The 23,512-nt window shown below is 57.2% G+C and carries 30 protein-coding genes, 3 tRNA genes and 2 pseudogenes; 16 read left to right on the top strand and 19 right to left on the bottom strand.

Annotation, left to right across the window (positions count from 1 at the left end):
- The first annotated feature begins 75 nt into the window (after positions 1-75).
- Positions 76-459: an MAPEG family protein gene (locus tag ACR0MI_RS14245; RefSeq protein ID WP_170615194.1), complete on the top strand. Its 384-nt coding sequence runs from the start codon at positions 76-78 to the stop codon at positions 457-459.
- Between the two features lie 2 nt (positions 460-461).
- On the opposite strand, the gene ACR0MI_RS14240 is transcribed toward ACR0MI_RS14245, so the two are convergent.
- Complete coding sequence (locus ACR0MI_RS14240) at positions 462-614, bottom strand: hypothetical protein (RefSeq protein WP_170615191.1); 153 nt, start codon at positions 612-614, stop codon at positions 462-464.
- A 151-nt stretch (positions 615-765) separates the two neighbouring features.
- Here ACR0MI_RS14240 and ACR0MI_RS14235 point away from each other — a divergent pair.
- From ACR0MI_RS14235 to ACR0MI_RS14225, 3 genes are all read left to right on the top strand, one after another.
- Positions 766-840 (top strand) — tRNA-Gly (locus ACR0MI_RS14235).
- A 33-nt stretch (positions 841-873) separates the two neighbouring features.
- Positions 874-948 (top strand) — tRNA-Gly (locus tag ACR0MI_RS14230).
- A gap of 84 nt (positions 949-1,032) precedes the next feature.
- Complete coding sequence (locus ACR0MI_RS14225; protein ID WP_170615189.1) at positions 1,033-1,899, top strand: GNAT family N-acetyltransferase; 867 nt, start codon at positions 1,033-1,035, stop codon at positions 1,897-1,899.
- Between the two features lie 3 nt (positions 1,900-1,902).
- Here the strand turns inward: ACR0MI_RS14225 and ACR0MI_RS14220 are convergent, their stop codons facing one another.
- A complete protein-coding gene (locus tag ACR0MI_RS14220; protein WP_170615187.1) occupies positions 1,903-2,142 on the bottom strand; it encodes an Lrp/AsnC ligand binding domain-containing protein in 240 nt (79 codons plus the stop codon).
- A 154-nt stretch (positions 2,143-2,296) separates the two neighbouring features.
- Between ACR0MI_RS14220 and hisB the strand changes: the two genes are divergently transcribed.
- The gene (hisB, locus tag ACR0MI_RS14215; RefSeq protein WP_170619696.1) at positions 2,297-2,884 is read left to right on the top strand and encodes an imidazoleglycerol-phosphate dehydratase HisB; all 588 of its coding nucleotides are present in this window, start codon (positions 2,297-2,299) and stop codon (positions 2,882-2,884) included.
- Positions 2,885-3,523 carry an imidazole glycerol phosphate synthase subunit HisH gene (gene hisH / locus ACR0MI_RS14210; protein WP_170817077.1) on the top strand — a complete coding sequence of 213 codons (639 nt, stop codon included), beginning with the start codon at positions 2,885-2,887 and terminating at the stop codon, positions 3,521-3,523.
- Between the two features lie 4 nt (positions 3,524-3,527).
- Here hisH and ACR0MI_RS14205 read toward each other — a convergent pair whose 3' ends face one another.
- Complete coding sequence (locus ACR0MI_RS14205) at positions 3,528-3,929, bottom strand: DUF2147 domain-containing protein (RefSeq protein WP_170615181.1); 402 nt, start codon at positions 3,927-3,929, stop codon at positions 3,528-3,530.
- Positions 3,930-4,063: 134 nt separating this feature from the next.
- Here ACR0MI_RS14205 and hisA point away from each other — a divergent pair, with 134 nt between their 5' ends.
- Positions 4,064-4,783 carry a 1-(5-phosphoribosyl)-5-[(5-phosphoribosylamino)methylideneamino]imidazole-4-carboxamide isomerase gene (hisA, locus tag ACR0MI_RS14200; protein WP_170615179.1) on the top strand — a complete coding sequence of 240 codons (720 nt, stop codon included), beginning with the start codon at positions 4,064-4,066 and terminating at the stop codon, positions 4,781-4,783.
- Here hisA and ACR0MI_RS14195 read toward each other — a convergent pair whose 3' ends face one another.
- Positions 4,784-5,230, bottom strand: coding sequence for a DUF302 domain-containing protein (locus ACR0MI_RS14195; RefSeq protein ID WP_480441403.1), 447 nt, complete (start codon positions 5,228-5,230; stop codon positions 4,784-4,786).
- Between the two features lie 117 nt (positions 5,231-5,347).
- Between ACR0MI_RS14195 and hisF the strand changes: the two genes are divergently transcribed.
- The 3 genes from hisF to ACR0MI_RS14180 all read left to right on the top strand — a co-directional run bounded on the left by hisF (position 5,348) and on the right by ACR0MI_RS14180 (position 7,063).
- A complete protein-coding gene (hisF, locus tag ACR0MI_RS14190) occupies positions 5,348-6,109 on the top strand; it encodes an imidazole glycerol phosphate synthase subunit HisF (protein ID WP_170615177.1) in 762 nt (253 codons plus the stop codon).
- Positions 6,106-6,423 carry a phosphoribosyl-ATP diphosphatase gene (locus tag ACR0MI_RS14185; protein ID WP_170615175.1) on the top strand — a complete coding sequence of 106 codons (318 nt, stop codon included), beginning with the start codon at positions 6,106-6,108 and terminating at the stop codon, positions 6,421-6,423. The genes hisF and ACR0MI_RS14185 overlap by 4 nt, the downstream gene beginning before the upstream one ends.
- Positions 6,424-6,496: 73 nt before the next feature.
- Entirely contained in the window at positions 6,497-7,063 is a 567-nt protein-coding gene (locus tag ACR0MI_RS14180; RefSeq protein ID WP_170615173.1) for a hypothetical protein, read from the top strand.
- A gap of 3 nt (positions 7,064-7,066) precedes the next feature.
- Here the strand turns inward: ACR0MI_RS14180 and ACR0MI_RS14175 are convergent, their stop codons facing one another.
- The 4 genes from ACR0MI_RS14175 to rlmB form a co-directional block, all read right to left on the bottom strand.
- Positions 7,067-7,483 (bottom strand): CoA-binding protein, encoded by a 417-nt coding sequence (locus ACR0MI_RS14175; protein ID WP_480854685.1) that lies wholly within the window; start codon positions 7,481-7,483, stop codon positions 7,067-7,069.
- 257 nt (positions 7,484-7,740) lie between these two features.
- Positions 7,741-8,190, bottom strand: coding sequence for a YHS domain-containing (seleno)protein (locus ACR0MI_RS14170; RefSeq protein WP_170615169.1), 450 nt, complete (start codon positions 8,188-8,190; stop codon positions 7,741-7,743).
- Positions 8,191-8,297: 107 nt separating this feature from the next.
- A complete protein-coding gene (locus ACR0MI_RS14165) occupies positions 8,298-8,579 on the bottom strand; it encodes a hypothetical protein (protein WP_480854755.1) in 282 nt (93 codons plus the stop codon).
- 12 nt (positions 8,580-8,591) lie between these two features.
- On the bottom strand, positions 8,592-9,365 hold the full coding sequence (gene rlmB / locus ACR0MI_RS14160) for a 23S rRNA (guanosine(2251)-2'-O)-methyltransferase RlmB (RefSeq protein ID WP_170615167.1): 774 nt from the start codon (positions 9,363-9,365) through the stop codon (positions 8,592-8,594).
- Between the two features lie 116 nt (positions 9,366-9,481).
- On the opposite strand from rlmB, the gene ACR0MI_RS14155 reads away from it, so the two are divergent.
- Positions 9,482-9,565 (top strand) — tRNA-Tyr (locus ACR0MI_RS14155).
- Positions 9,566-9,650: 85 nt separating this feature from the next.
- Here the strand turns inward: ACR0MI_RS14155 and ACR0MI_RS14150 are convergent.
- The 6 genes from ACR0MI_RS14150 to ACR0MI_RS14125 all read right to left on the bottom strand — a co-directional run bounded on the left by ACR0MI_RS14150 (position 9,651) and on the right by ACR0MI_RS14125 (position 13,505).
- On the bottom strand, positions 9,651-10,082 hold the full coding sequence (locus ACR0MI_RS14150; protein ID WP_170615165.1) for a c-type cytochrome: 432 nt from the start codon (positions 10,080-10,082) through the stop codon (positions 9,651-9,653).
- Complete coding sequence (locus tag ACR0MI_RS14145) at positions 10,079-11,398, bottom strand: multicopper oxidase family protein (RefSeq protein WP_170615163.1); 1,320 nt, start codon at positions 11,396-11,398, stop codon at positions 10,079-10,081. Before ACR0MI_RS14145 ends, ACR0MI_RS14150 begins: the two co-directional genes overlap by 4 nt.
- 8 nt (positions 11,399-11,406) lie before the next feature.
- On the bottom strand, positions 11,407-12,273 hold the full coding sequence (locus ACR0MI_RS14140; RefSeq protein ID WP_170619695.1) for a CopD family protein: 867 nt from the start codon (positions 12,271-12,273) through the stop codon (positions 11,407-11,409).
- Between the two features lie 2 nt (positions 12,274-12,275).
- Positions 12,276-12,617, bottom strand: coding sequence for a copper resistance CopC family protein (locus ACR0MI_RS14135; RefSeq protein ID WP_170619694.1), 342 nt, complete (start codon positions 12,615-12,617; stop codon positions 12,276-12,278).
- Between the two features lie 10 nt (positions 12,618-12,627).
- Positions 12,628-13,059: a c-type cytochrome gene (locus tag ACR0MI_RS14130; protein WP_170615158.1), complete on the bottom strand. Its 432-nt coding sequence runs from the start codon at positions 13,057-13,059 to the stop codon at positions 12,628-12,630.
- A 95-nt stretch (positions 13,060-13,154) separates the two neighbouring features.
- Positions 13,155-13,505 (bottom strand): hypothetical protein, encoded by a 351-nt coding sequence (locus tag ACR0MI_RS14125; protein WP_170817079.1) that lies wholly within the window; start codon positions 13,503-13,505, stop codon positions 13,155-13,157.
- Between the two features lie 369 nt (positions 13,506-13,874).
- Here ACR0MI_RS14125 and ACR0MI_RS14120 point away from each other — a divergent pair, with 369 nt between their 5' ends.
- Together ACR0MI_RS14120 and ACR0MI_RS14115 are read left to right on the top strand one after the other, a co-directional pair.
- On the top strand, positions 13,875-15,212 hold the full coding sequence (locus ACR0MI_RS14120) for a DUF3300 domain-containing protein (protein WP_170817080.1): 1,338 nt from the start codon (positions 13,875-13,877) through the stop codon (positions 15,210-15,212).
- 1 nt (position 15,213) lies between these two features.
- A complete protein-coding gene (locus tag ACR0MI_RS14115) occupies positions 15,214-16,104 on the top strand; it encodes a DUF2950 family protein (protein WP_170817081.1) in 891 nt (296 codons plus the stop codon).
- Positions 16,105-16,303: 199 nt separating this feature from the next.
- Here ACR0MI_RS14115 and ACR0MI_RS14110 read toward each other — a convergent pair whose 3' ends face one another.
- Positions 16,304-17,248: a L,D-transpeptidase family protein gene (locus tag ACR0MI_RS14110; RefSeq protein WP_170615439.1), complete on the bottom strand. Its 945-nt coding sequence runs from the start codon at positions 17,246-17,248 to the stop codon at positions 16,304-16,306.
- Between the two features lie 416 nt (positions 17,249-17,664).
- The gene (locus ACR0MI_RS14105; RefSeq protein WP_170615150.1) at positions 17,665-18,084 is read right to left on the bottom strand and encodes a hypothetical protein; all 420 of its coding nucleotides are present in this window, start codon (positions 18,082-18,084) and stop codon (positions 17,665-17,667) included.
- Between the two features lie 415 nt (positions 18,085-18,499).
- On the opposite strand from ACR0MI_RS14105, the pseudogene ACR0MI_RS14100 reads away from it, so the two are divergent.
- Positions 18,500-19,272 (top strand): annotated as a pseudogene (locus tag ACR0MI_RS14100) (transposase).
- Here the strand turns inward: ACR0MI_RS14100 and ACR0MI_RS14095 are convergent.
- Both ACR0MI_RS14095 and ACR0MI_RS14090 read right to left on the bottom strand, forming a co-directional pair.
- Positions 19,186-20,199: pseudogene (locus tag ACR0MI_RS14095) on the bottom strand (aromatic ring-hydroxylating oxygenase subunit alpha); the annotation flags it as partial. The pseudogenes ACR0MI_RS14100 and ACR0MI_RS14095 sit on opposite strands and share 87 nt — an antisense overlap.
- Before the next feature lie 43 nt (positions 20,200-20,242).
- Positions 20,243-21,400, bottom strand: coding sequence for an SRPBCC family protein (locus tag ACR0MI_RS14090; RefSeq protein ID WP_170615146.1), 1,158 nt, complete (start codon positions 21,398-21,400; stop codon positions 20,243-20,245).
- A 132-nt stretch (positions 21,401-21,532) separates the two neighbouring features.
- Here ACR0MI_RS14090 and ACR0MI_RS14085 point away from each other — a divergent pair, with 132 nt between their 5' ends.
- Both ACR0MI_RS14085 and ACR0MI_RS14080 read left to right on the top strand, forming a co-directional pair.
- The gene (locus ACR0MI_RS14085; protein ID WP_170817082.1) at positions 21,533-22,453 is read left to right on the top strand and encodes a LysR substrate-binding domain-containing protein; all 921 of its coding nucleotides are present in this window, start codon (positions 21,533-21,535) and stop codon (positions 22,451-22,453) included.
- Positions 22,454-22,576: 123 nt separating this feature from the next.
- Positions 22,577-22,924: a hypothetical protein gene (locus ACR0MI_RS14080; RefSeq protein WP_170817083.1), complete on the top strand. Its 348-nt coding sequence runs from the start codon at positions 22,577-22,579 to the stop codon at positions 22,922-22,924.
- A gap of 116 nt (positions 22,925-23,040) precedes the next feature.
- Here ACR0MI_RS14080 and ACR0MI_RS14075 read toward each other — a convergent pair whose 3' ends face one another.
- Positions 23,041-23,352, bottom strand: coding sequence for an ankyrin repeat domain-containing protein (locus tag ACR0MI_RS14075; RefSeq protein WP_480441412.1), 312 nt, complete (start codon positions 23,350-23,352; stop codon positions 23,041-23,043).
- Positions 23,353-23,512: the final 160 nt, after the last annotated feature.

The raw sequence follows: 23,512 nt of genomic DNA, 5'->3' as shown, positions 1-23,512 counted from the left end.
GACAAACAGGTTAATGTCAGCCGGGCCGCGCAGGATACTGCGCGGCCCTTTTTCATGCCCCTGCGGAGCCACGCCATGCTGACCATTACCCCGATCTACGCCGCGCTGATTGCCCTCCTGTTTCTCGCGCTCAGCCTTAACGTCATCCGGCAGCGGTTTATGGGGCAAATCTCGGTCGGCGACGGCGGAAACAAGGCGCTGATCAAGGCCATCCGCACGCATTCCAACTGCGTCGAATACGCGCCGTTCACGCTGTTGCTGATCGCCATGGCCGAAATTCAAGGTGCGGGGGGCGTTCTGGTCAACCTGATGGGTTTGGCGATTCTGTCCGGACGATTGCTGCATGCCTACGGATTCGGGCGTACACCTCAGATCGTGATTCTGCGCCGGACGGGAATGTTGCTGACATTTGCCGCCATTCTGGTCGCTGCGGTCACCAACCTCGTGCTGGCACTTTAGGATCAGCCGGCCAGCACCTTGACTTCAACCGGGCATGCAGGCTGCCATATCTGTTGGGCGGTCTGCCCTTTGTCGCCACCGGCCTGCGCCACGATGCCCGCCATGAACATCGAAACAACCAGCACCGAGAGTTTCAGGGTTTCTTTCGGGTTCATCTGTCACCTCCGCCGTTCTTTCCTGACGTGTTCAGACAGTTGAACGGATGGGGTCCGGATTTCCGTCGCCAGAAAAGAAATTTTGCGGAAGATGCGTTTTTCCTCTTGCAGCTTTGCGCCAGAATTTATACTTCACGCCTCACTCAACGGCGCGGGCGTAGCTCAGGGGTAGAGCATAACCTTGCCAAGGTTAGGGTCGGGCGTTCGAATCGCCTCGCCCGCTCCATTGAGAGGTCTTTGGACCACATATGTATCTGATGCGGGCGTAGCTCAGGGGTAGAGCATAACCTTGCCAAGGTTAGGGTCGGGCGTTCGAATCGCCTCGCCCGCTCCAGATACCAACCTCCCTTAAATTTCTGGTTCTTTGTTATCTGCTGCGGCATTCTCGGGTCGCACGCAATCACGACGGAGATGCGCCATGCCAGAATACGTAATTCGCGCTCTGACAGCGGATGAGGTCCAGACGGCTGTTGATTGGGCCGCCCGCGAAGGTTGGAACCCCGGCCTTCACGACGCGGTGTGTTTCCGCAGCTCCGATCCCGAAGGGTTCAAGGGCGGATTTCTGGATGGCAAGATGATCGCGTCGGCCTCGGCGGTGAATTACGACGACACCTATTCGTTCCTGGGCTTTTACATCGTCCTGCCCGAATATCGCGGATCGGGCTACGGGATGCAGGTTGCCGAGGCCGTCAAGGCGCATTGCGAACATCGGAACATGGGCATGGACGGGGTCGTCGAACAGCAGGACAATTACCGGAAGTTCGGGTTCGAGCTGGCTTATGACAACTACCGCTTTTCGGGCACAGCGGGTGAAATCCTCAACGCCCTGGGCCGTTCCGGCCACGGTCAGGTTTCACTGATCGACACACTTACGGATGAGCTGAAGTCTTATGATCGGGGCCTGTTCCCTGCCCCGCGCGACACGTTCCTGCAGGCCTGGCTGGATGCACCCAACCATACCTCGCGGGTGTTTGAGGCAGGCGACCGGATCAGAGGCTATGCAACGCTGCGCCGATGTTTGGCCGGGTACAAGGTCGGGCCATTGTTTGCGGACACACCCGAGATCGCGCAGGCGCTTTTGGTGTCGCTGCTGATGACGCTTCCGGCTGACCGGATGAATGCCGAGGTCTTTATCGACATGCCCAACCCCAACACGCAGGCGATGGCGATGGCGCAACAACTGGGATTGACCAAAGTGTTCGAAACCGGCCGCATGTATTCCAGCCACGCGCCGGAAATTGATCTGCACCGTATCTATGGGATCACGACGTTCGAGCTGGGGTAACGTTCAGAACGCCTTGAACGTCATCGTGGTCAGGGATCGTTCGATATTGGGAATCACCAGCAGGTTTTCGTTGATGAAGTGCCCTACATCCTCGGTTTCGGGGATATAGAGTTTCAGCAGCAGGTCGTATTCGCCGCTGGTCGAGTAAAGCTCGGAATGGATTTCGCGCAGGGCGATTTCTTCGGCGACCTTGTACGTGGAACCGGGTTTGCAGCGGATCTGGATGAAAACGCAGGTGGACATGGGGTTGACCCTGTTTGTTGAGTTGCGCGCAGGCTGGCATGGGCCGCGCCCGGGCGCAATCCCCTGCAACAGTTTGGCGCGCATGTAATGCTTGGTCTGGATATGCCCGGCGATCCCCGTCTATAAGCGCGCTTGTATCAAAAGGAATTCGCCCATGCGCAGCGCAAAGATCAGCCGTCAGACCGCCGAGACCGAGATCACGGTCGAGGTCAATCTGGACGGCACCGGCCAGTATGAAAATCAGACCGGCGTTGGCTTCTTCGATCACATGCTGGACCAACTGGCGCGCCATTCGCTTATCGACATGACGATCCGCGCCAAGGGCGATTATCACATCGACGATCACCACACGGTCGAGGACACAGGCATCGCACTGGGTCAGGCGCTGACGCAGGCATTGGACGACAAGAAGGGTATCCGCCGCTATGGCGAGTGCCACCTGCCGATGGATGACGCTCAGGTGCGCTGTGCGCTGGATCTGTCGGGCCGTCCGTTCCTGATCTGGAACGTGGATTTGCCGACACCCAAGATCGGGACCTTCGACACCGAGCTGGTGCGCGAGTTCTTTCAGGCGCTCAGCACCCATGGTGGTATCACCCTGCATATAGATCAGTTACACGGTTTCAACAGCCACCATATCGCCGAGGCGGCCTTCAAGGCGGTTGCCCGTGCCCTTCGGCTGGCGGTTGAGACCGACCCGCGCAAGGCCGATGCGATTCCGTCGACCAAAGGCGCCTTGTAGATGCTGACTGCCATCATCGACTACGAAAGCGGCAATCTGCATTCCGCTGAAAAGGCGTTTCAGCGCATGGCACGTGAACTGGATGCGGGTGAGGTCGTCGTGACCTCGGACGCAGATGTTGTCGCGCGGGCTGATCGGCTGGTTCTGCCCGGCGATGGTGCGTTTCCAGCCTGTGCGGCCGAACTGCGCGGCCATAAGGGTATCTATGACGCGATGGTCGAAGCGGTCGAACAAAAGGGCCGCCCTTTTCTGGGTATCTGCGTCGGTATGCAGCTGATGGCCTCGAAAGGCCATGAATACCGTGAAACCGATGGTTTGGATTGGATCGCGGGCGACGTGGTTCGGATCGAGCCGTCAGACCATGCGTTGAAAGTACCACATATGGGCTGGAACGATCTGGTTCTGGAAAGCAGACACCCGGTGTTTGAAGGGGTGAAATCAGGTGATCACGCCTATTTCGTGCACTCCTACCATTTCCGCGTGACGGACCCGGCGCAGAGGTTAGCCTATGTGGATTACGGCCAAGAGGTCACGGCCGTGATTGGCCGTGACACGATGGTCGGGATGCAGTTCCACCCTGAGAAAAGTCAGGATGTCGGCCTGCGTATGATCGGAAATTTCCTGACCTGGGCTCCGTGACGGCCTATTGCACGCGTGTCCAGGTTTGCCCACGGCAGATCAGGCCACCGGCAACGCAACCTTTCACGGTCAGTTGGTTCTGGCTGTCCAGCGTCATTTTCGAGTTGTAGGTCTTGTCGCGGTCCGGCGCCCAGATCTTGCCGTTGTCATAGGCCCCGCCACCTTCCGGAACCATGTCCCAGATAATCTGTTTGCCCAAATTCTCGTAGTCCAGCTGCTCATCGCCGTTGGCGTCAAACGCCGTGTCGATGGTGCCGCAGACGGCACTGCCGCACGATCCGATGGAAACATGCAGATACCCGCCGGTGTCACCGGGCTGGGTCTTCCAGATGCCATCAACCGGATCGGCCGCATAAGCGCTGCTTGCCAAGGCGGCAAACCCTGCGGCCAGAACGAATTTCTTCATGATATCCTCCCTGTTTTGCAGGCAGTCTGGCGCGCCGGTCGCCATCGGGCAAGATTGACTTTGCGTCGCGTTGCATCCCCTGCCCTGTGTGTGCGATATCCCGCGCGGATAACATTGATATAGGGCCGCCCGACATGATCCTCTACCCCGCCATCGACCTAAAAGACGGCCAGGCCGTGCGCCTGCTGCGCGGTGAAATGGACAAGGCCACGGTGTTCAACGAAGACCCTGCCGCGCAAGCCCGCGCCTTCGTCGAAGCGGGTTGCGAGTGGCTGCATCTGGTCGATCTGAATGGCGCCTTTGCAGGGGAACCCGTCAATGCCGCTCCGGTCGAGGCGATTTTGAAAGCCTGTGATGTGCCCGCCCAACTGGGTGGCGGCATCCGTGACATGGCAACAATCGAAACATGGCTCGACAAGGGGCTCGCGCGCGTCATTCTGGGCACTGTCGCCGTCGAGAACCCCGATCTGGTGCGTCAAGCGGCACAAGAGTTCCCCGGCCATGTAGCCGTCGGTATTGACGCACGCAATGGCATGGTCGCCACCAAGGGCTGGGCCGAAGAAACCGATGTGCAGGTCACGGATCTGGCCCGAAGCTTCGAGGATGCGGGTGTTGCCGCGATCATCTACACCGACATCAACCGCGACGGAGCGATGCAGGGCCCCAATATCGAGGCCACTGCGGCACTGGCCCGCGCCGTGTCGATCCCGGTCATCGCATCGGGCGGAGTTAGCTCGCTGGACGACCTGATCGCCTTGCGTGATTGCGGGGTCGAACTTAACGGCGCAATCTCCGGCCGGGCGCTTTATGACGGCGCGATCGATCTGAACGAGGCCATTCGCGCCCTGAGCTGACTACTGGGCGGCGACCGATGTAAGCTTGGCCAGCGCCCCGCGCATCTTCTCGATGACCGGGGATTTCTCGACCGCATCTAGTTCGTCCATGGTCTCTTTCGGGTCTTCATAGGCCAGCCAGACCTGCCCGTTTTCGTCCTCGTAGGCCTGCACTTTTAGCGGCAGAAACAGACCTGCGCGCGGGTCGGCCTGCATGGCAGGTGTGCCCAGCGCTGGATTGCCGAAGATCAGCACCTGATTTGCCGGGATGGTCATGCCCACCCTCTCGGCGCCCGCTGCGTGATCGACACGCGCAAAGACCGTGGCACCCGCGTTGCCAACTGCGGCCTCGAGCGCGTCCATCGCCTCGGACACGGATTTGGCTGTCTCTACTTTGATGATATCGTCAGCCATCGCGGCGACAGCTCCTGTGAATATGAATGTGGTCGTCAAAAAGAGGTTACGCATCTCATTGATCTCCGGATGAAATAAGGACCAGTTTTCACAGGTTCGAGAGATGTGGCAATCACAAGTCTGGCATCGGCGGGGCTTTGCCGGTAGAGGTGCGCCAACAAAGGACATGCCATGCTCAAAACACGGATAATTCCCTGCCTTGATGTTGCCGATGGCCGCGTGGTTAAGGGTGTCAATTTCGTCGGCTTGCGCGACGCGGGCGACCCGGTGGAATCAGCCAAGGCCTATGATGCCGCCGGCGCGGACGAAATCTGCTTTCTGGATATTCACGCCACCCATGAAAACCGGGGCACCATGTTCGATGTGGTGCAGCGCACGGCGGAACAGTGTTTTGTTCCGCTGACGGTGGGCGGTGGTGTCCGCACCAGGGAAGATGTCCGCGCGCTGCTGCTGGCAGGTGCCGACAAGGTCAGTTTCAACTCGGCCGCCGTGGCGAACCCGGATGTTGTGGCCGAGGCCGCCGATCAGTTCGGCAGCCAGTGCATCGTGGTCGCTATCGATGCCAAAACCGTCAGCCCCGGCAAGTGGGAGATCTTTACCCACGGGGGACGCAAACCAACCGGCATTGACGCGGTCGAGTTTGCAAGAACCGTGGTCGCCAAGGGCGCAGGGGAAATCCTGCTGACTTCGATGGATCGTGACGGCACCAAATCCGGGTTCAACCTGCCCCTGACCCGCGCGATCTCGGACGCGGTGGATGTACCGGTGATCGCATCGGGCGGGGTCGGCAATCTGGATCATCTGGTCGAAGGCGTGACCGAAGGCGGTGCCAGCGCGGTATTGGCGGCTTCGATCTTCCATTTCGGAGAATACACCATCCGCGAGGCCAAGGAACACATGGCCGCCGCAGGCATCCCGATGAGGCTGACATGAGCATTCTGCACGAACTGGCCGCAACCATCGAAGCGCGCAAGGGAACCGACCCCGAGTTGAGCTGGACCGCCAAACTGCTTGCCAAGGGCCCAGAAAAGTGTGCCGAGAAGTTCGGCGAAGAAGCCGTCGAGGCCATCATCGAAGCCATCAAGGGTGATCGCGCCGGGCTGACGTCCGAGGCGGCTGATGTGCTGTATCACCTGCTGGTGATGCTGGCCGCCCGTGATGTGGCGCTGGATGACGTTCTGAACGAGCTTGCCCGGCGTCAGGGCATCGGCGGCATTGCCGAAAAAGCGGCGCGTCCCAAGGGCTAAGCGTGGGTTTCGTGCGCTGCTCCTGCCCGCTATAGTGCTGTGTCAGGGTGCCACGGATCAGGGAACGCGCGCGATGATCAGAGCATTGGTTTTTGTGGCGACGCTTGCCATCCTGGCGGCCTGTTCTGCGCCGCCCCGTTCCACCGGGGACGAGGTTCAACGGCTGGCAGCGAAAATCCAAAGCCTCGGACCCGATATCGACCCCGCAGAAGCGCAGCGCGCGGCGCGGGTCGCCTACAGCTACACCGCGCAGTTGGTCGAGGAATATGAGATCACCGACCCGCCGCTGATCCATAACGCAAAGGTCAATAAGGGCCTGCGTCCGCGCGGATTGTGCTGGCACTGGGCCGAAGACATTGAACGGCGCCTAAAACAGGAAGAGTTCGAAACACTGACCCTGCACCGCGCCATCGCCAATGCCGACAATCCGTTCCGAATCGACCACTCGACCGCCATTATCAGCCGACGGGGAGAAACCATGTACGAAGGGATCGTACTGGACCCGTGGCGGTATGGTGGAGTGCTGTACTGGGGACCTTTGGTCGAGGACACACGTTACGAGTGGGTTCCGCGCGATCAGGTTCTGGAAAAGCGGCGACTGGAACAGGTTGCCCGGCTGAAAACGGCAGGCGGCGGCTGACGGTCACAGCTTTGAGGATATGATCCCGGTGGCAAACCCGCCCATGCGCAATTCCCCGAAAAGCCGCTGATACTCGATCTTCGGGCATCGGTTCATGACCACATCAACACCTTCGGCCTGTGCGACTGCTGCCGCGCCTTCATGTGCGACACCGATCTGCATCCAGACTGTCCTGAGCTTTGGAAAAGCCTGCAAAGCTTCGTCCACAATCGGTGGCACGGCTTCGGATCGGCGAAATATGTCCACCATGTCGACAGGTTCGGAAATATCCGACAGCGACGCATGAACAGTCTGACCGAACAATTGCTTCCCAACATGTCCCGGATTGACCGGAATGACCCGGTATCCTTTCAGCGAAAGGTAACGCGCCACGTAATAACTGGGCCGCACCGGGTTCATCGACACCCCAACGACCGCCACAACTTTGGTGCGTTGCAGGATGCCTTTCAGGAACTCATCGAAATAATCTGCCTTGAGGGCACCCTAATCGCTGCGTTCAAAAGAAAAAAGCGCCCAGGTCGAACCTGAGCGCCAGTTGTTGGAACGAGGGACAGTGAAATGACCCGCGGCAGTTCCGTTCCGCGGTCACTGTGACATTTAGGCATGAGTTCGGCAAAAAAAAGAGGGCGCGCGCACTTTTGTGATGACAGATCAAAAAAAACGCGAAGTTTCGCCTGTCACTTGTACAGAACCGATGGCCAGTGCTCCTCGGCCATGCGGATATTCAGCGCCATGTCTTCCTGCCACACTTTCTCGATCGCGAGCGAATGCACCAAATAAAGCCTGCCATCCACGACCCTCCACGCCATCGGGTCGGTGCTGGACAGAAGGCCCAAGGCCATAGCATAGGCGCAGTATCCGCCAAACTGAGGCGCAAAGGCGCGCGGATCACGCTCGAACCGCTCCTGGTTCTCGGCTGATGCGAAATGCCATTCGACGCCTTTCCACATCAACGAATGCTCGGCATGGCCCAGCACCGGCGCGTCATCCACGAAATAGGACACGGGATCATAGCCCGCCATTGCCGCACCATCTGTGGCAAAATAGACGGGCGCATCCTGCGCCTGGACGGCAGGTGCGAACATGATAGCGGCCATAGCGCCAATGAAGAAACGTCGGGTCAGCATCGTCGGTCTGAGTTGTTAGAATTCGAGACCGTCAAAATGCAACTTTTTCAGCGCCATGAAACCCCCCTTGACGCGGTTGTGAACACCCGTGTCGCCGAAGAAACAAGTCAGTCGAAGATATCTTCGATCACATCCCAGGCTTCATCCAGCACGCGCGAGAACACACCTTTTTTCCGTTTCTTGTATTTGTATTTCGGCGTTCGGGCCTTGGACTTGGCCGGACGCATTTGCCTTTCTTCAGTCAGCTTTCGTTTGGGCAACATCTTGAGGTCGTGCAGGGGGGCGCCACAACTGGAACAGCTGAGCTCGTGACGTTGTTTTCCCTGCAGAACCAGCGCGGCACGCGTGCCGCAGTAACAGCAAGTGGCAATTTTCGACGGGCTGGGAATGACGCTCTCCTGTTATTTGTGCCTCGATGCATATAGGGCAATCGCCGCCGCATTTGAGACGTTGAGCGACCCGAAACCGCCGGCTGCGTCAATTTTCACCAGATGATCGACGGTTTCCTTGGTTTTCTGCCGCAGACCGGGACCTTCGGCACCCAACACCAGTGCAACCGGTCGGTCCAGCTTGCCCGCCAACGTGGTTTCGATGGTCTGATCCGCCTCGCCGTCCAGCCCCAGCACCAGAAACCCCATATTCTGCAGCTCGACGATTGCGTCCGCCAGATTGCGCACCCGCAGATAGGGCTGACGTTCGAGCGCGCCGCTGGCGGTTTTCGCCAGCGCTCCGGTTTCCGGCGCCGAATGGTGGCGTGTGCCGACAACGGCGCTTGCACCCAGCACCTCAGCCGAGCGCAGAATCGCCCCGACGTTGTGCGGGTCGGTGACCCGGTCCAGCAGAATGACGCGCGGGTGTTCACGACCGATGCAGTTTTCCGCCAGCCCACCCCAGTCCAGCGGCTTGACCTCAAGCGCCGCGCCCTGATGCACCGACCCCGGATCGATCGGAGCGGTGAATTTGCGTGGATCAACCAGCTCGGCTTCAATTCCTGAAAATTCAATGGCTTCCGCCAGCTTGGCCTGCGCGTTCAGAGTCACGATCAGACGCAATTTCTGACGCTTCGGGTTCATGAGCGCGTCACGGACGGCGTGCAGTCCGAACAACCAGACAGTCTCGGACGCGGCTGCTTTGCGCGCCTGTTCCTTTTCGACGACCCATTTGGGTTTCTTCATTTTAAGGGCCTCCGGGCCGGGAATTCGGTTTCCTGCGCCAAAGCGGAATTTTCCTGTTGACGCTCCTTTAAGGCGCTAGTAATCACGCCTCCACGTCAGGTGCAACGCCTGACAGTGGGCGACAGGCCGCAAGGTGTGGCAGGGGACTGTAACTCCCTCGCGGAGACGCACGCCTGGTTCGATTCCAGGGTCGCCCACCACTTCTTCAAGCAACTCAAATTTAGATCATTGTGTGCGGCAAACGTCCAGACGCGGTTCGTCGGCGTTAACCGGCTATTAGCGGTGTCAGTCGTGCGGCGGGTTTCTGGAGGCCTGAATTTCCTGCGCACGTTCAGACCAGGTTGATCGAATGTAGGCTAAGATATCCCAGATATCATCGTCGGATATTACTTCCTCAAACCCGGGCATTCCACTTGCGAAGTCGCTGATTCCGCGTACCGCCAAAGCTTTTTCTCCACCTAATTGGGTGTATTCAAAAAGAAGTAGGTTATCGTGATGCCAGGTGTGCCCCGTCTCATCATGGGGAGGCGCGGGCAAGACACCGTTTTCGTCTGGCGTTTGCCAGTTCGGTTGTCCTTCGAGGTTTGCACCGTGACAGGACGCGCAATGTTCAGCGTAAAGGGCCTGACCGCTGGCCAAGTCCCGGCCATCCAGTTCGTGACCTGCGATTGCCCCGGTTGCAACGCTAAAGGCTGCGATGATCAGAACGCGTTTCATGCAACCTCGACCCAGGTTTTCATGCCCGACGCCTGATGGCCCAGCATGTGACAGTGCATCAGCCATTTGCCGGGGTTGTCGAACACGCAAACGATTTCTCGCGTTTCACCCGGATCAATCAGCGTTGTATCCCGGAAAGCACCTAAATTGCCGTCGGCTTCGACCTCGAAAAAGTGATGCCCGTGCAGATGGATACCATGGGGAAAGCGGGTATCGTTCACTAGTTGGATGCGCGCAGTCTGTCCGCGTTGGAAGCTGTGGAAAGGGGTGTCCGCAAGGCCGGACTGTCCGTTGAACGCCCAGATGCCCTCTTCCATCAGCCCCTGCATCATTCTTTGGCTCATGGCCCCGCCCTCCATGGTCAAGGTCAGGGAAACGGCATTGTCCAAGTCGGGCTGCACCGTCGCGTTTGGCGGCAGCGCGGATATCTCTGATGGTTGTCGCGCCGTGTTCTCGCCTTCAACCGGGATTTCGCCCAGCAGGTAAGGATCATCCCGGGTCGGAAATATAAAAGCGATTGTTTCAGCGGAAGTGACATCCGCTATGATATCAACCCGTTGGGCCGGGGCCAAAACCAGGTCAGAAACCTCTTGCGGATCGGAAAGCGGCATACCGTCCAATGCAACAGTCTTGCCGTCAATGCCTTCAAGTTCAATCGGGAAAATCCTGTCAGTCGCGACGTTGATCAACCTCAAGCGCACACGGTCACCAAGACGAACGGACGCGTCCGGTTCGAAAAGCACACGGGCATAGTTGCCAAGCCGACCCTGATGCGCCTGATCGTGCATGTTCTCAAAGCCATCGGCGAGTGTGCCGTCTTCGGTCAGGCGCCAGTCATCAATCATGACGATCACGTCATGGTCCACATCAGGCGGGGATTGCTCCTCGACGATCAGGGGGCCGTAAAGCCCCCTTGCAACCTGTTCCCAGGACCGGTTATGCGAGTGATACCAGAAGGTTCCGGCGTCCGGCGCGCGAAAGCGATAGGTGAACTCTGCACCCGTTTCGACAACGTCCTGTGTCAGGCCCGGCACGCCGTCCATCGCATTGTCGGTCCGCAACCCGTGCCAATGGACCGCCGAGCCGTCGTCTATCTGGTTGAGAAAACGGATGTCGAAAACCTCGTCCTGACGGACGCGAAGGACCGGACCGGGCGTGCTGCCGTTGAAGCCAAGCATCGGCGTTGCCGGATCGCCTTCCGGCAGGATTTGCGCAGAGACTGGCTGTGCAATCAGGTTCAATGGAGCCGCCGCGATGACGACGCCGGGAACCAATGCCATTGCACTTGTCGTGATCAGGAATTCTCTTCGGTTCATCTTAAACCTCAATTCGGAAGGGTCAGGACGCTGGTAAGGGTAGCTGTTGCCGCGAACACGACCAGTATGACCGCAGTTTCTATTTCGATGGAGCGTGCCAAATGACGCGCTGCGTCGTGATCACCTGCCTGCATGGCGGGAACAAACCGAAACTTGTTGGCGGCTGCCATCACAAGCACCAACGCCACCAGCCCCAGTTTGATGAGAAGCGCCTGCCCGTAGCCCGAAACAAAAAGGCTTCGAAGATCACCCAACAGAAGCCAGGACATCAGCAAGCCCGCCAAAATCAACGCAGGGACAATGACCGAGGCGGCTTGCCCGAAACGATCCCCCAGCGCTGCTGCCTCGTCCAAGCGTTCGGGCTGTAACGACAAGCGCCGTAACGGACCAAGAATGCCGATCCAGAACGCAAGGCAAAGCAAATGCAAAAGCAGCAGAAGCCTTACGCCGCTTTGTTCCAGGCCGGGCACATGCCCAATCTGTGCAAACGACCACAGCGCCAGCACACCGCCACCAAGGGATATCCATTGACCGGCAAATGGCACGAACAACCCGACAAGGATCATGGTCGCGCCGACCAGTCGATAGACCAGAACATCACCGACCGGTGTTTGCCACAAAAGCCTCAGCATCTCGGGATCGCTCATCCCATCAGCGCCGCCGGTTAGGGCGGCCCCGCGCAGCATGAACCCAATGACAGACGCGACTATCGCAAGCCCAGCCAAGAACGCAGTATGGACGCGCATCCGGCCGCTCAGCGACGAGAGGAGATCAGCAAAGGCGGCGCGCATGATCACCAGCCCGCTGGATCCTGCAATGCCAACATACAGCAGGAGTTTTGACAGGATCGCAGCAATGCCCCAGACGTCCGGCATCCTCAGTCAACCGTAAAGGAAAACTCGCCCTGCATCGCATGGCCGTCCACGCCCAGACCGCGCCATTCTATGCGATAGGCGCCTGTCCCCATATCCTGAAGCGGGAGGGTGAAGAGACGATCAAAACTGGTCTGGTTCCCAATGTCGAGTGGGACCGAATGAATATCCTGATGGGTCATCTCCACTCGGGTCAGACGGATGTCGTCCGCAAAGTTGAAACTGATTTCAGACGGGACTTCCGCAATCGTCGCGCCGTTTTCTGGCGTCGTCGTGTCCACGCGGGAATGCGCAAGCGCAACCGTGGCAAGCGTGGCAAGCAGAGCAAGGATCGTGAGCGTCTTCATAGAGTGTTCCTCAGTTAATTCCGTTGGCGCGCTGGATTTCGCGGATATAGGCGACAACCATGGCAACGTCGCCACGGGTTAAGCCTTCGACCGGCGGCATATCTCCGAACGACCAGTGATGGCTTCTTACACCTGTCGCAACTGCGCGCTGAAAGGATTCGTCGGCGTGATGGCTGGGTTCATAGATAACATGGATCAGTGGAGGTCCGGCACCTTCAATTCCGACAGCATTGGTGCCGTGGCACGCGGCGCAAGCCTCATCGAAGAAGCGCTGTCCAATGGCAGCGTTGCCCTCGATCGGGGGCATTTGAATGGCCACCATGGCATCCCCTTCTACAGGGGACGACGGAGTGGCAATTTCGGACGTACCGGGCCGCAGCATAATGTAGGCAGCAGCGACCGCCACGGCACACGCTCCGATAACGAGATACTTTCGGTTCATGGTTCTTCCTGACTTTATGAAACAGAATATTGACCGCGCTGAGCGGCGGCCAAGCAAAAACACCAGGCGCGTACACCTAGCGTCGAAGTGCCGTTTCAGAAGTTAGGTGGTCTGTCCGGATGTTCCGGCTCACGCAGCGCAGAAAGTTCGCTTACCTGCCAATTCAATACCTGTTCGAACTGGTCTGGTGATGCATCCGACGTCTCGGAGGCAAGTAACATCAGGTTGCAGAGGAAAGGATTGCATCCATCATGGTCTGCGCCGTCCGTTTCGTGATGGCCGGTCGGCGACAAACGATCCAAGTGCGGAGATCGCTCCAAAGACTGAACCTCGTCACAATGTCCATCGTTGCAATGCAGCGGCATGTCGTGGGCAACACTTGCGAACCCGGTCAATAAGACCAGAATTGCTGCCAGGAACACCGATAATATCCGCTGCAAAATCATTTCGGCGGAAACCTATTACGCAAATCGGAACAAAACAATACAGGAATAGACCTTGGCGCAGGCATACACGGGGGTCATCAATTGGCCTGTCTCGCCGACAAAGTGGTTGGTGGCAAATGGGAAACCAAAGCGGTTCTGTCACCCCACCGCGCGATCACGGTAGAATTTGCGCCGAAATGCCGCGAAAGGGGCAATTGCCAAACGTTTGCTCGTTGAGTTTGCGACATTTTCCCTATTCTTTCGGTCGCAGGGCCCGGCGCACGGGGATGCCTCCAGCAACGGTTTCGCCTCCAACAAATGTCTGTAAGACCGCCCGGTTGCCAGAATCGCGGTCTTGGGTGATCCTTCAAGAAATTGAAGGATCGCAATATGTTTAGATATCTAATATTTGCGCTCGGTATTTGCGCATCTACGACCTTGTTCGCACAAGAGGCATCTGATGACGCTGCTGCGACGGAAAACGCCTCGGCCACTTCGTCCGATCTTCTGACTGATGCTGAGTTGCAGACCCTGGTCGCTCCGGTCGCTCTTTATCCTGATACGCTGCTGATACAGATTTTGGTCGCGGCGACGCAGCCGTTGGAGATCGTGAAGGCCGAACGGTATTTGCTGGACAACGCCGACCGAGACGCCTCCGAGCTTGGTCCGGAAATTGAAGCCATGGGCTGGGATCCTTCGGTCAGTGTGTTGGCGACAGCGTTTCCCGAAGTCGTCGGTCAGATGGCCACCCATGTCGATTGGACCGAGACGGTGGGAACGGCCATGCTGGCGCAGTCCGATGATGTGCTGGATGCGGTTCAAGTCATGCGGGACCAGGCGATTGACAGCGGAGCGCTTGTGTCCGGGCCCGCGCAAACTGTCGAGGTGACGGAAGAAGACACGGTTGTCATTACACCGACAGAGCCGGAAACCGTATACGTCCCGCAGTATAACCCTGAGACCGTCTATACGGGACCGTCGGTGGGGGACGTTGCAGGCGCGGCCCTGCTGACATTTGGCACCGTCGCCCTGATCGACGAGATTTTTGACGACGACGACGATTGGTATGGCTATTGGGGGTGCCGGAACTGCGGTGGCTGGGGCGGTGGCCCGATTTACAGAAACCCGAACATCGACATTGACGTCGAAGGAAACGTCAACATCGGCAACAACATTGATCTGGGCAACCGCACGGATATCGGATGGAAACCCGATCCTGGCCGTCAGCAGCAAGCCCGAGACAAAATCGCCAATCACAAAAGACCAGAAGGGGGTCGCGGCAATTTGCCGGTCAACCGCCCCGAGGGTCGCACGGATGAATTGCGGTCAAAACTGAGCCGCGAGTCCGGCGCCGCGGACATCAGCCGCGACCGTGCGGCGGCTGCCGTTGCGGCTGGCGCAGGTGCAGGGGCCGTGGCCGGTGGTGCTCTGGCAAATCGGAGCGGTGGGAAAAAACCGTTGCCGCAGATAAACCGGGGCAACGTCGACCGGGACAAGGCCGCTGCAAAACAACAGGCCGTTGATCGGACCAAACGACCCGATGCGGCGAAACGGCCTGTCGCACAAAAACCGCAGACAGCCAGAAAACCGCAGGCGAAGAAGGCCGCAACGGCGCAGCGCAAACCCAGTGCGTCCAGGGGGCAAGCGATGAAGAAAAAGGCGTCCGGAAGCAGAACTCACAGCGCGTCCAAGCGAGGGCACGCCGCCAAAGGCAAGCGGAGACGGTAAGATGCGTATATCGGTATTTTCAGTTGTTTTGCTCGCTGCGACCGCAGGCGTCGCGCTTTCTGACGGCGCCCGGTTTGATACTCCGCAAAGCGCGCTGGACGCGTTCGCAGATGCTCTGAAAGCAAATGATCAGAGTAAGTTGCTTGAAATTTTCGGACCTGAAGCCGAAGATTTGGTCGGATCGGGAGATCCGGCAGAAGACCAGCAAAGAAGGCAGGAAGTTCTTGGCATGTACGCCGAAGGGTACCGCTTTCAGCCCGAGGATGATGGGGTTGTTCTTCTGCTGGGTGAAGAAAGTTGGCCTTTCCCGATTCCAATCCTGCGCGGGGAAGACGGCTGGCGTTTTGACCTGGAGGCCGGGATCGAAGAACTTTCGGCCCGGGAAATCGGCTTGAATGAGCTGGAAGTGATTGATTTGCTGGAGGCTTATGTCGACCTACAGGCGGCATTCCGGCTGATGGATCACAACGGTGACGGCGTCATGGAATTTGCGCAGACGATCATTTCCGACCCGGGCGAGCGAAACGGACTTTTCTGGCCCGAAGACGACAGCTTTGTCGGCGCGGCACTTGCCCGAGCCGCCGCCTCGGGGTGGAGCGACGGTGAGACCGACTATGAGGCGGAACCATTCCTCGGCTATTACTTCACCATCCTTCACGAACAGGGGGCGAATGCGGCTGGCGGAGCCTACTCGTACTTTGTCGGGGATCGCTTCGTGGCCGGACATGCCTTGCTTGCAGTGCCTTCGGATTACGGAGAAACAGGCATCCATTCCTTCATGGTCGGTGAAAACGGTATCGTTTACGAGGCCGATTTCGGCCCCGAGACCCTCGATGCCACTGCCGATATCAACATCTACGATCCCGGCCCGGACTGGTCGCCGGTTGAGTAGCCGCCGATCTCCGGCGCACTTCCCGCCGCAGCAAAGCGATTGGTAAGTGATGGTCGCCCAAAGTGGGCGACCATGCCGACCGGATGGCGTCAAGCGACGAGCCTGCTCCAACTGGACCATATCGAACAAACGGGAAAGGATCGCGCACTTCAGCGCTGTCCCGCGAAACCAATGTATCGTTGCCTTCGTCCCGCCCGCCTTACTTGCAGATCGGCAACTCCAATGGAGGCTGCTTGGGCAAAGAATCCCTCCATTGGTTTATGATGGGTTGGAGGCTGCGCTTGGGCCAGAACTTCGGAGCACCGATTGCCTGTAGACAGGCGGCGTTCCAGTAAACCCCCGCCCCAGATAACGATTTGCCCTTTTTGACCGCCTTTGCGACGGCGTTAATGTCTTTGCCTTCCGGATAGATGTAGAGGGTTGTCGGGTTCCCTTCCACCAGGGCCAGAATCTCTTTCGAGGCGGATTGCGACCATGTCGTGCACCCGTTGCTGCGGCCCCCGGCATAGTTCACGAGCCTTCCGTATGGGACATAGCCGTCATCATCCGCATGAGAGCTTTGCGGATTTTTGAACCGGCATTGCCACTTCAGGAAAACGGCAGGATGTCCGCCAATTGCGCGCTCCCGTGCGTTGCTCGTTTCGCCTTCGCCATCAAACAAAAGAAACGTCCGATAGAACGGTTTCGTCTGACCGGAATGACTGTAATAGCCTTTGAATGATGTTCGTGTCTCGGCGGTCACGTAGGATCCGCCAGCGGTTAGTTTCGACCCCTCAGCGTTGCTGAAATTCTTCGCGCATTGCCGACCGTTCGAGAAATTGGCGCGTTGCAGTTTGCGCCCATTCCCGTAGCCGGACGAGACGGCCTGGAAAGATCTCCGAGACTCGCAGATGACATAAAACCGACGTCCCGGATTGCCGTTTCGCGCGGTACTGGGCCGGGTTGCATCCTTTGCAAGGTAGCAAGGGTTTCTGACCACGCCCTGCCGCACTTTTTCCTGATACAAATCCCGCGCCCTTTTCAGGACGATCGGAGCTATTTGGCCATCGCCCGTGCCCACATGCTTTTGCAACCAGGCGGGGATATCCGATGACAGTGCATTAACTCGATCAGGCAGCGAACCTGCCGAGACGGCAATTGTCATGAACGTGACTGCAAGACGGAGCGATATCGGTTTCAACGGAAAACCTCCTGCCAGAATGTCCTCGTGACCAACTTACCACAATTTTAGCGTGCAGGGATGTCTGTCGAAGGAACGACGGAGGGCGCCTGTTGCTGCAAATCCCACTTTTGCAATGAGGGGTCTCTTGGCAGTTCATTTTCCAAAACACTGAGGTTCATGCGTTGACGGCTACTGATCTGGAAGTGCCCGTCTAGAATTAAGTGCCGATTTCGTGGTTATGGCTTCACAGGCTTCGGAAACCGCCTTGGCGGCGCGGCTTGGCGAAAAGGGCGACAGAGTGACTTTGAGGCTGACCAAACTGCCTTGCCGCAATTTGAATGACATTCGAACCTGGCAAGTAGTTCTCTAATTAACCGTACGTCCTGAAAGCCAGTCGTTTAGTTGAGACGGTTTGCGGTGGCACTTCTTGCCACGTCGACCACACGGTCATCTCCAGACTGAATACAGCTGACCGGAACTTCGCCTCCCAGCTCACTTTTGGGCGAGGTCATCCACAACGCGCATTGCCACGGGGTCATTTCAACGGGCAGCGCCTTCAAAACATCTTCCATCAACGGAAACGGAGTACCATCTTCGGCAAACTGAAAAGATGGATACGCGTCAATACCTTCATATGGAACGGAGAAAACCTTTCCGCTTCGCTTCCAGATGTCGCCAATCCGCGTGACCAGCCGCGAGCCTGTCTTCCACTGCGCGTGTACCGCGCCCATGTCGAGCAAAGGGAACTTGCGGGAAAACTCATCCTTGCGGATGTCGCTGACAATACAGAACTGTTCTTCGAATTTGGCCAAGTACATCTGATTACACACAACACTAACAAATTCACACACGACAACACTGCCAGAACATCGCCCTCGCGAAAGTAAAATAGTTCACTTTCAAAAGTGCGTACTGATCTAAAGTCGCGCGAAGAAAGTTAAGCTACTGTAATTATTTCAACTTTCAGACAGATAAACCCTCAACCCGAAGACCAGAAAACCATATTGGCCTTTCCGTTTACCTGGCATGCGGGCAACAATTCCTGTGAGAGCAGCAAATTGATTACAGTTAAGGGTGAAATTACACGGATCGGAACCACTCAGGTGCTGTGGGCTACTTCCCGCCTGCGTCGGAAACCATTATCCCGATGGCAAACAGGGCAATGGCTCACCAGGGTCAGGATGTATTTTTTCCTGCGATGGGAGGTTCACGGTTCGAAAACCGAGCCGCGACATGAGCGACCTGAATTGGCTGACCATTGAGCAGATGGCCAAGCTCGCTCCTTATTTCCGGAAGTCACAGGGCAAGCCTCGGGTAGATGCCAAAAGCGTGTTTGCCGAGATTATCTTCATCAATGGCGGCGGTTTGGGATGGCGGGACGATCCGGAATCCGACGGTCTGCAAAAGACCCATTGCAGCCGGTGGAAGCATTGGAACAAGACGGTGTTTTCGCCCGGAGGATGGCCGTTCTTGCCGCCGAGCACAGCAAAGAGAAGGCCGTCAAGATCGATAGGAACAGACGAACATCATGCGTTCAGCTGAGCCTGCGCAAGTATCTCAGGTCACTCCGCGCCGCGACGAGCATGGTCGCGCAATAAAGGTTAGTCGCCGGATCGGGAGAACCAAAGGCGGCTTGAATACCAAGCTTGATGCCATTTGCGACAGCCATAGGCGCCCGCTCAACCTGTTCGTTGCCGACGGGGCAGATCAGCGATCAAATCGGTGCTCGGGTCCTGATCAGTTGCCCACCAAATGTGGACCGTTTGCTCGGAGATCGCCACCACGACGACGACAGGTTCCGAGATATGTTGAAAGACACAGGTATATCCACTGGCCTCCATTTTTTATCATGCAGGGAATTGTCGCGACAGGTAACGGTAAAAATCCCATATGGTTCCTTCATAGTCGCTTGGCGCGAGATGGCCGGACGGCGCGTGGCGCGAACTGAGCGCCGATTGCATTTTCTCCAGCTTCTCGCGATCCTCGCGATTTACCTCGTGCCATAACTTGATGCGTTCTTCCAACTCATCCTGGGTCAGCTCGTCGCCATAGGTCGACATCGTCCATCGCACCCGGATGCAATCCACGGACAAAGGTTTGATGGACAAAGAAACTAGCAATGTCGCGGCCTGGCTGGCCACCTGAGCGGGGAAGACATTGAACAAGGTTGAGCGGCGGCGTTCGTCATCGCTCAGCCCTGGCGCGCCCAAGCCACGGGATTCTGCGCTTGATGGGTAGTTGGCACAATAAGCCGTGAACGTGTCGTCGGATAAGGCCTTTCGGCTTAAACCCGTCGGCGTGTAGGGATGCAGCGTTTCCGGATGCACGACCGAGAGGTGGTACGCTTCCATGAAATTCTCGACAAGGCACTTCCAGTTCGTGTGCCAGTCTTCTTCAAACGTTGCAACATGGCGCATCCTGTCCGTCTGATAGTTGCCAAGCAGAACTTCCAGTTGCTCAAGGCGCGGCGCCAGCGGCTCTGCATCATCGTCCAGATTGACATAGACAAAGCCGTTCCACTGCTCACAGCGAAATTCCGGTAAGGCGCAACTGCCCTTTTTGACGCCTTTGTCTCGCATGCGCGGCGCGTTCAAAAGCTCACCGTCTCGCGCATAGCTCCACGCATGGTAGCTGCAGACAAACTTACGGGTTGAACCAGACCCTTCGGCAATCGGCATGCCCCGATGGCGGCACAGGTTCGACAAGATTCTGACTTGCTCGTCATCCCCGCGAACGACCAGCAGGGGTTCGTCGAAAAGCTGCGCTGTAAAGTAGTCCCCGGCACTTGGGATTTCGTCGGCACGGCCAAGGCAATGCCACTCCTTGCTCAGGAATGTTTTCACCTCGAAATCAAAGAACTCGGGATCCGTGTAAAACCATCCGGGCAAGCACTGCGCTTGCGACTCTGGCAGGGCCGCGACCTGATGGAGCATTCCCACCATCTCAGCAACCCGCTGCTTTCGAACCATTTGCATTTTACTGCGCGGCCTCCTGTCCGAAGACGCGGTTGAACCCGGCCGTCTTCTCGGCCAGATACTGCGTGAAGTCGTAGATCGGTCGTTCGAGGTAAGAGAGATGTCCGGCCCGCGCCGCGCCGGAGTTCAGACCCTTGAACACTTTTTCCGTACAGCCGCGGTCTTCGTCATTCACGTCATCCAGCAGCTTCTTCAGTGTCGCGATATATTCATCCGCCTTCGGGTCCGCCATGAATTCGGGTGACAAACCGCCGCCATAGACAATCGAGACCTGGCCCGTGCCTTTTGGGTGCAACGAAAGATACCAGAAGTATCCCGGCGTCAGAGTAATCAGGTGACTTGGGTAAAGCGTCAGCAGAGCGGTGGTCTTGCGCCAATCGCCCTCAAGGCGCGTGTTGTCCGGATGGGCGTTGCCCATCGGCAGCGACGCCTCTTTGGTGATCCAGTGATAATTGAAGTGCTTCAGCCCAGGCGGGCAATCCATCTCCTCCAGTTTGGAATGGCCCCCAACTGTCTGGGCGTGACACACAGGCAGGTGGTAGCTCTCCATGAAGTTCTCTGCCAGAACCTTCCAGTTCGTGTCCCAGACATGGGTCTCGCGGAAGCACTCGACATAGTTCTCCATTCCGTACTGGGACACCATCTCTTCCAGTTCGGACAGTTGCTGGGCCACCGGGGCTGAATCCGGGTTCAGGGTCACGTAAATCCAGCCCAGCCATTCCTCGCAGCGGATTTTGGGGAGCTTGTAGCTTTCTTTGCAAAAACCCGTCGTCTCTTTCATGAACGGTGCGCCGCGCAGGTTGCCTTCCAGATCGTAGGTCCAGGCATGATACGGGCAGACCAGAACGCGGGCGTTCCCTTCGCCTTCCACGATCGTCGACATGCGGTGCAAACAAACATTCGAAAACGCTTTCAGCTCTTCGGACTTGCCCCGAAGCACGACGATGGGTTGTTCCGCGACTTCAAGGGCAATGTAGTCACCGGGATTTGCCAATCGGCTGGAACGTCCAACGCAGACCCAGTCCTTGCCAAAAACATTGTCCAACTCACTGCGCAGGAAATCCTGACTTGTGTAGACAGAAGGAGGCATGGCAACCGCGTCTTCCATCGGCCGATGAGCGGCATTCAACAATTCAGTAACTGCCTGGTCTAACGACATGGGTGGCTCCTCAATCATGCGGTGACCCCGATTTGCAGGCTAAGACAGCCTGTCATCCTCGGACGATTTCATGTTGCACTCGAACTGAAAAATATAAAAACTTAAAAAAGATGGCCTTTAAGAAGGTAAAATATGGTTCACTTCACTTTGCGCCAATGCACCTATTTTCGAACCGTCGCCGAATACGGCGGCATTGCACAGGCCGCGCGTGTGCTGAACATTTCGCAGCCTTCGGTCGCGCAGGCGATACAAAAGCTTGAAGATGTCACCGGGTTGGTCCTGTTCAATCGCCACCATGCTCGGGGCTTGTCGCTCACGCTTCAGGGGCGCCTGTTTCTGGAACATGTCAAGGAACTTGAAGCGCAGGCTGAACGTGTCGGCACTCAGGCAAAGGCACTGCTTTCGGAAACGGCGGGCGAACTTCGGCTGGGCGCATTTCGGACCCTTTCACCCTTTTTCCTTCCGACGCTCATTCGAAAATTCCAACACACTTATCCGGATGTCCGGGTGTTTCAACAAGAGTATGGTCTGGCTGAACTTGGTGATGCGCTGCGAAACGGAGAGATTGATCTGGCTCTGACATACGACAGGGGCTGGTCACTGGATGGGCTGGAGATCGTCAGACTGGCCGCTTTGCAGCCGAAAGTTATTATTTCTTCGAACCATCCGCTGGCACAAAATGAAGAGGTTCGACTATCTGACTTGCGCGATATTCCATATGTCATGTTCGACGGGCCAGGCAGCCGGACCTATTTCGAAGATTTGCTGAGAGAGGCGGCCCTCTATCCAGACATAGCCTATGCGTCGAATTCTCTTGAAACCGTGCGCAGTGCCGTAGCTGAGGAGTTCGGATTTTCGTTTTTGATAATGCTGCCCGAGTCGACGACGACATATAGCGGAGGCACGATAAAAGCGCTGCAGTTGGTCGAAACCCTGCGTCCCCTAAACGTTGTACTTGCGTATCACAGAGATCTTCAGAGCAAGTTCATCATGGGTTTTAAGGCACTTGCGAGTGAGCACTTTGGTGGCCGTTCTGAGGACCAAACTGAATGAGAAAAGTGTTGTAACCTCCAGCTGGGTGTCAGGCCCTTTGGCACAGTGGGTATAAGCCTCCGCAACTGAACTGGTCCACCGCTATGTTTAGAATACGGAGGACCAAGAACGGCAAACCAGCGGTTGAAGCCCGAAGAGATTACCTTGAAGTTGCAGCAGGTTGAGGTGTTGATGGCGCCAGGTATGACCTGCCTGGATGCGATCAGACAGATCGGCGTCGTTGAACAGACTTGCCTCAACCACTTGCCGGAGAGGGATTCGATCAGTGTTGCAGCCCGATCATCGTTACTTGCTGCCATTGGTGTGTTCATAATGAAAAAGAAAGACGGGAAAACCACTGAAACCCGCCTCGCTCCTTTTCATCAGATCACACAGTTTTCTAACCACACGGTTCAAACGCGACCACCTGTTTCTCTTGTTCTTTCAGTTCCAGCACCCACTGACGAAACTGTCTTTTTGCTAACGGCGTGATCTGTCTGGACACCATATTGGCCGCGCGCGGCGCCTTTGCGAACTCGGCTACCGATCCTGACCAACCAGCCGCTCCGGCGCCAGCTTTCAACGGTGCCCACTGAACGAGGTACCGCTCACCATCGAGCAACCCTGCTCACTGATGGAACGGCCGCAATCGTGACCAAGTCGCTGGCCTGACCGTCAAGCGCATTCATATCGGCGCGCTTCTCGCCTAGCGCACGCAATGCCTCGTCCTCTGAAGCAAAGGCTGCCACATGGGCTGGTGTGCGGCCTTGCGAGTCCCTCGCGGTGACATTTGTCCCCGCTGCCACGAGCTGCCGGAACATTTCGTCATCATCGGTATGAGCGGCTGCGAAGAGACCGATGAGCGATCTTTCCCAGCTCTTCGTTACACAACCTTTGCAAACCTTAGCAAACCTTAACATGTCAGATGTCTTTGAAGACACTTTGGTGTAACCGCAAGACAAACCGGTTCAGTGGTTCATATGCGACCCTGTCTTAGCCCCGTAAAACTGTGCCACTATTTTGGTGTCACGGAAGGGATGATGGATGGCTCGGAAGCGGTATTCGGATGAAGATGCGTTG

The organism is Ruegeria sp. D4 (assembly GCF_056534475.1).
This window is presented reverse-complemented; position numbering and strand designations above follow the sequence as displayed.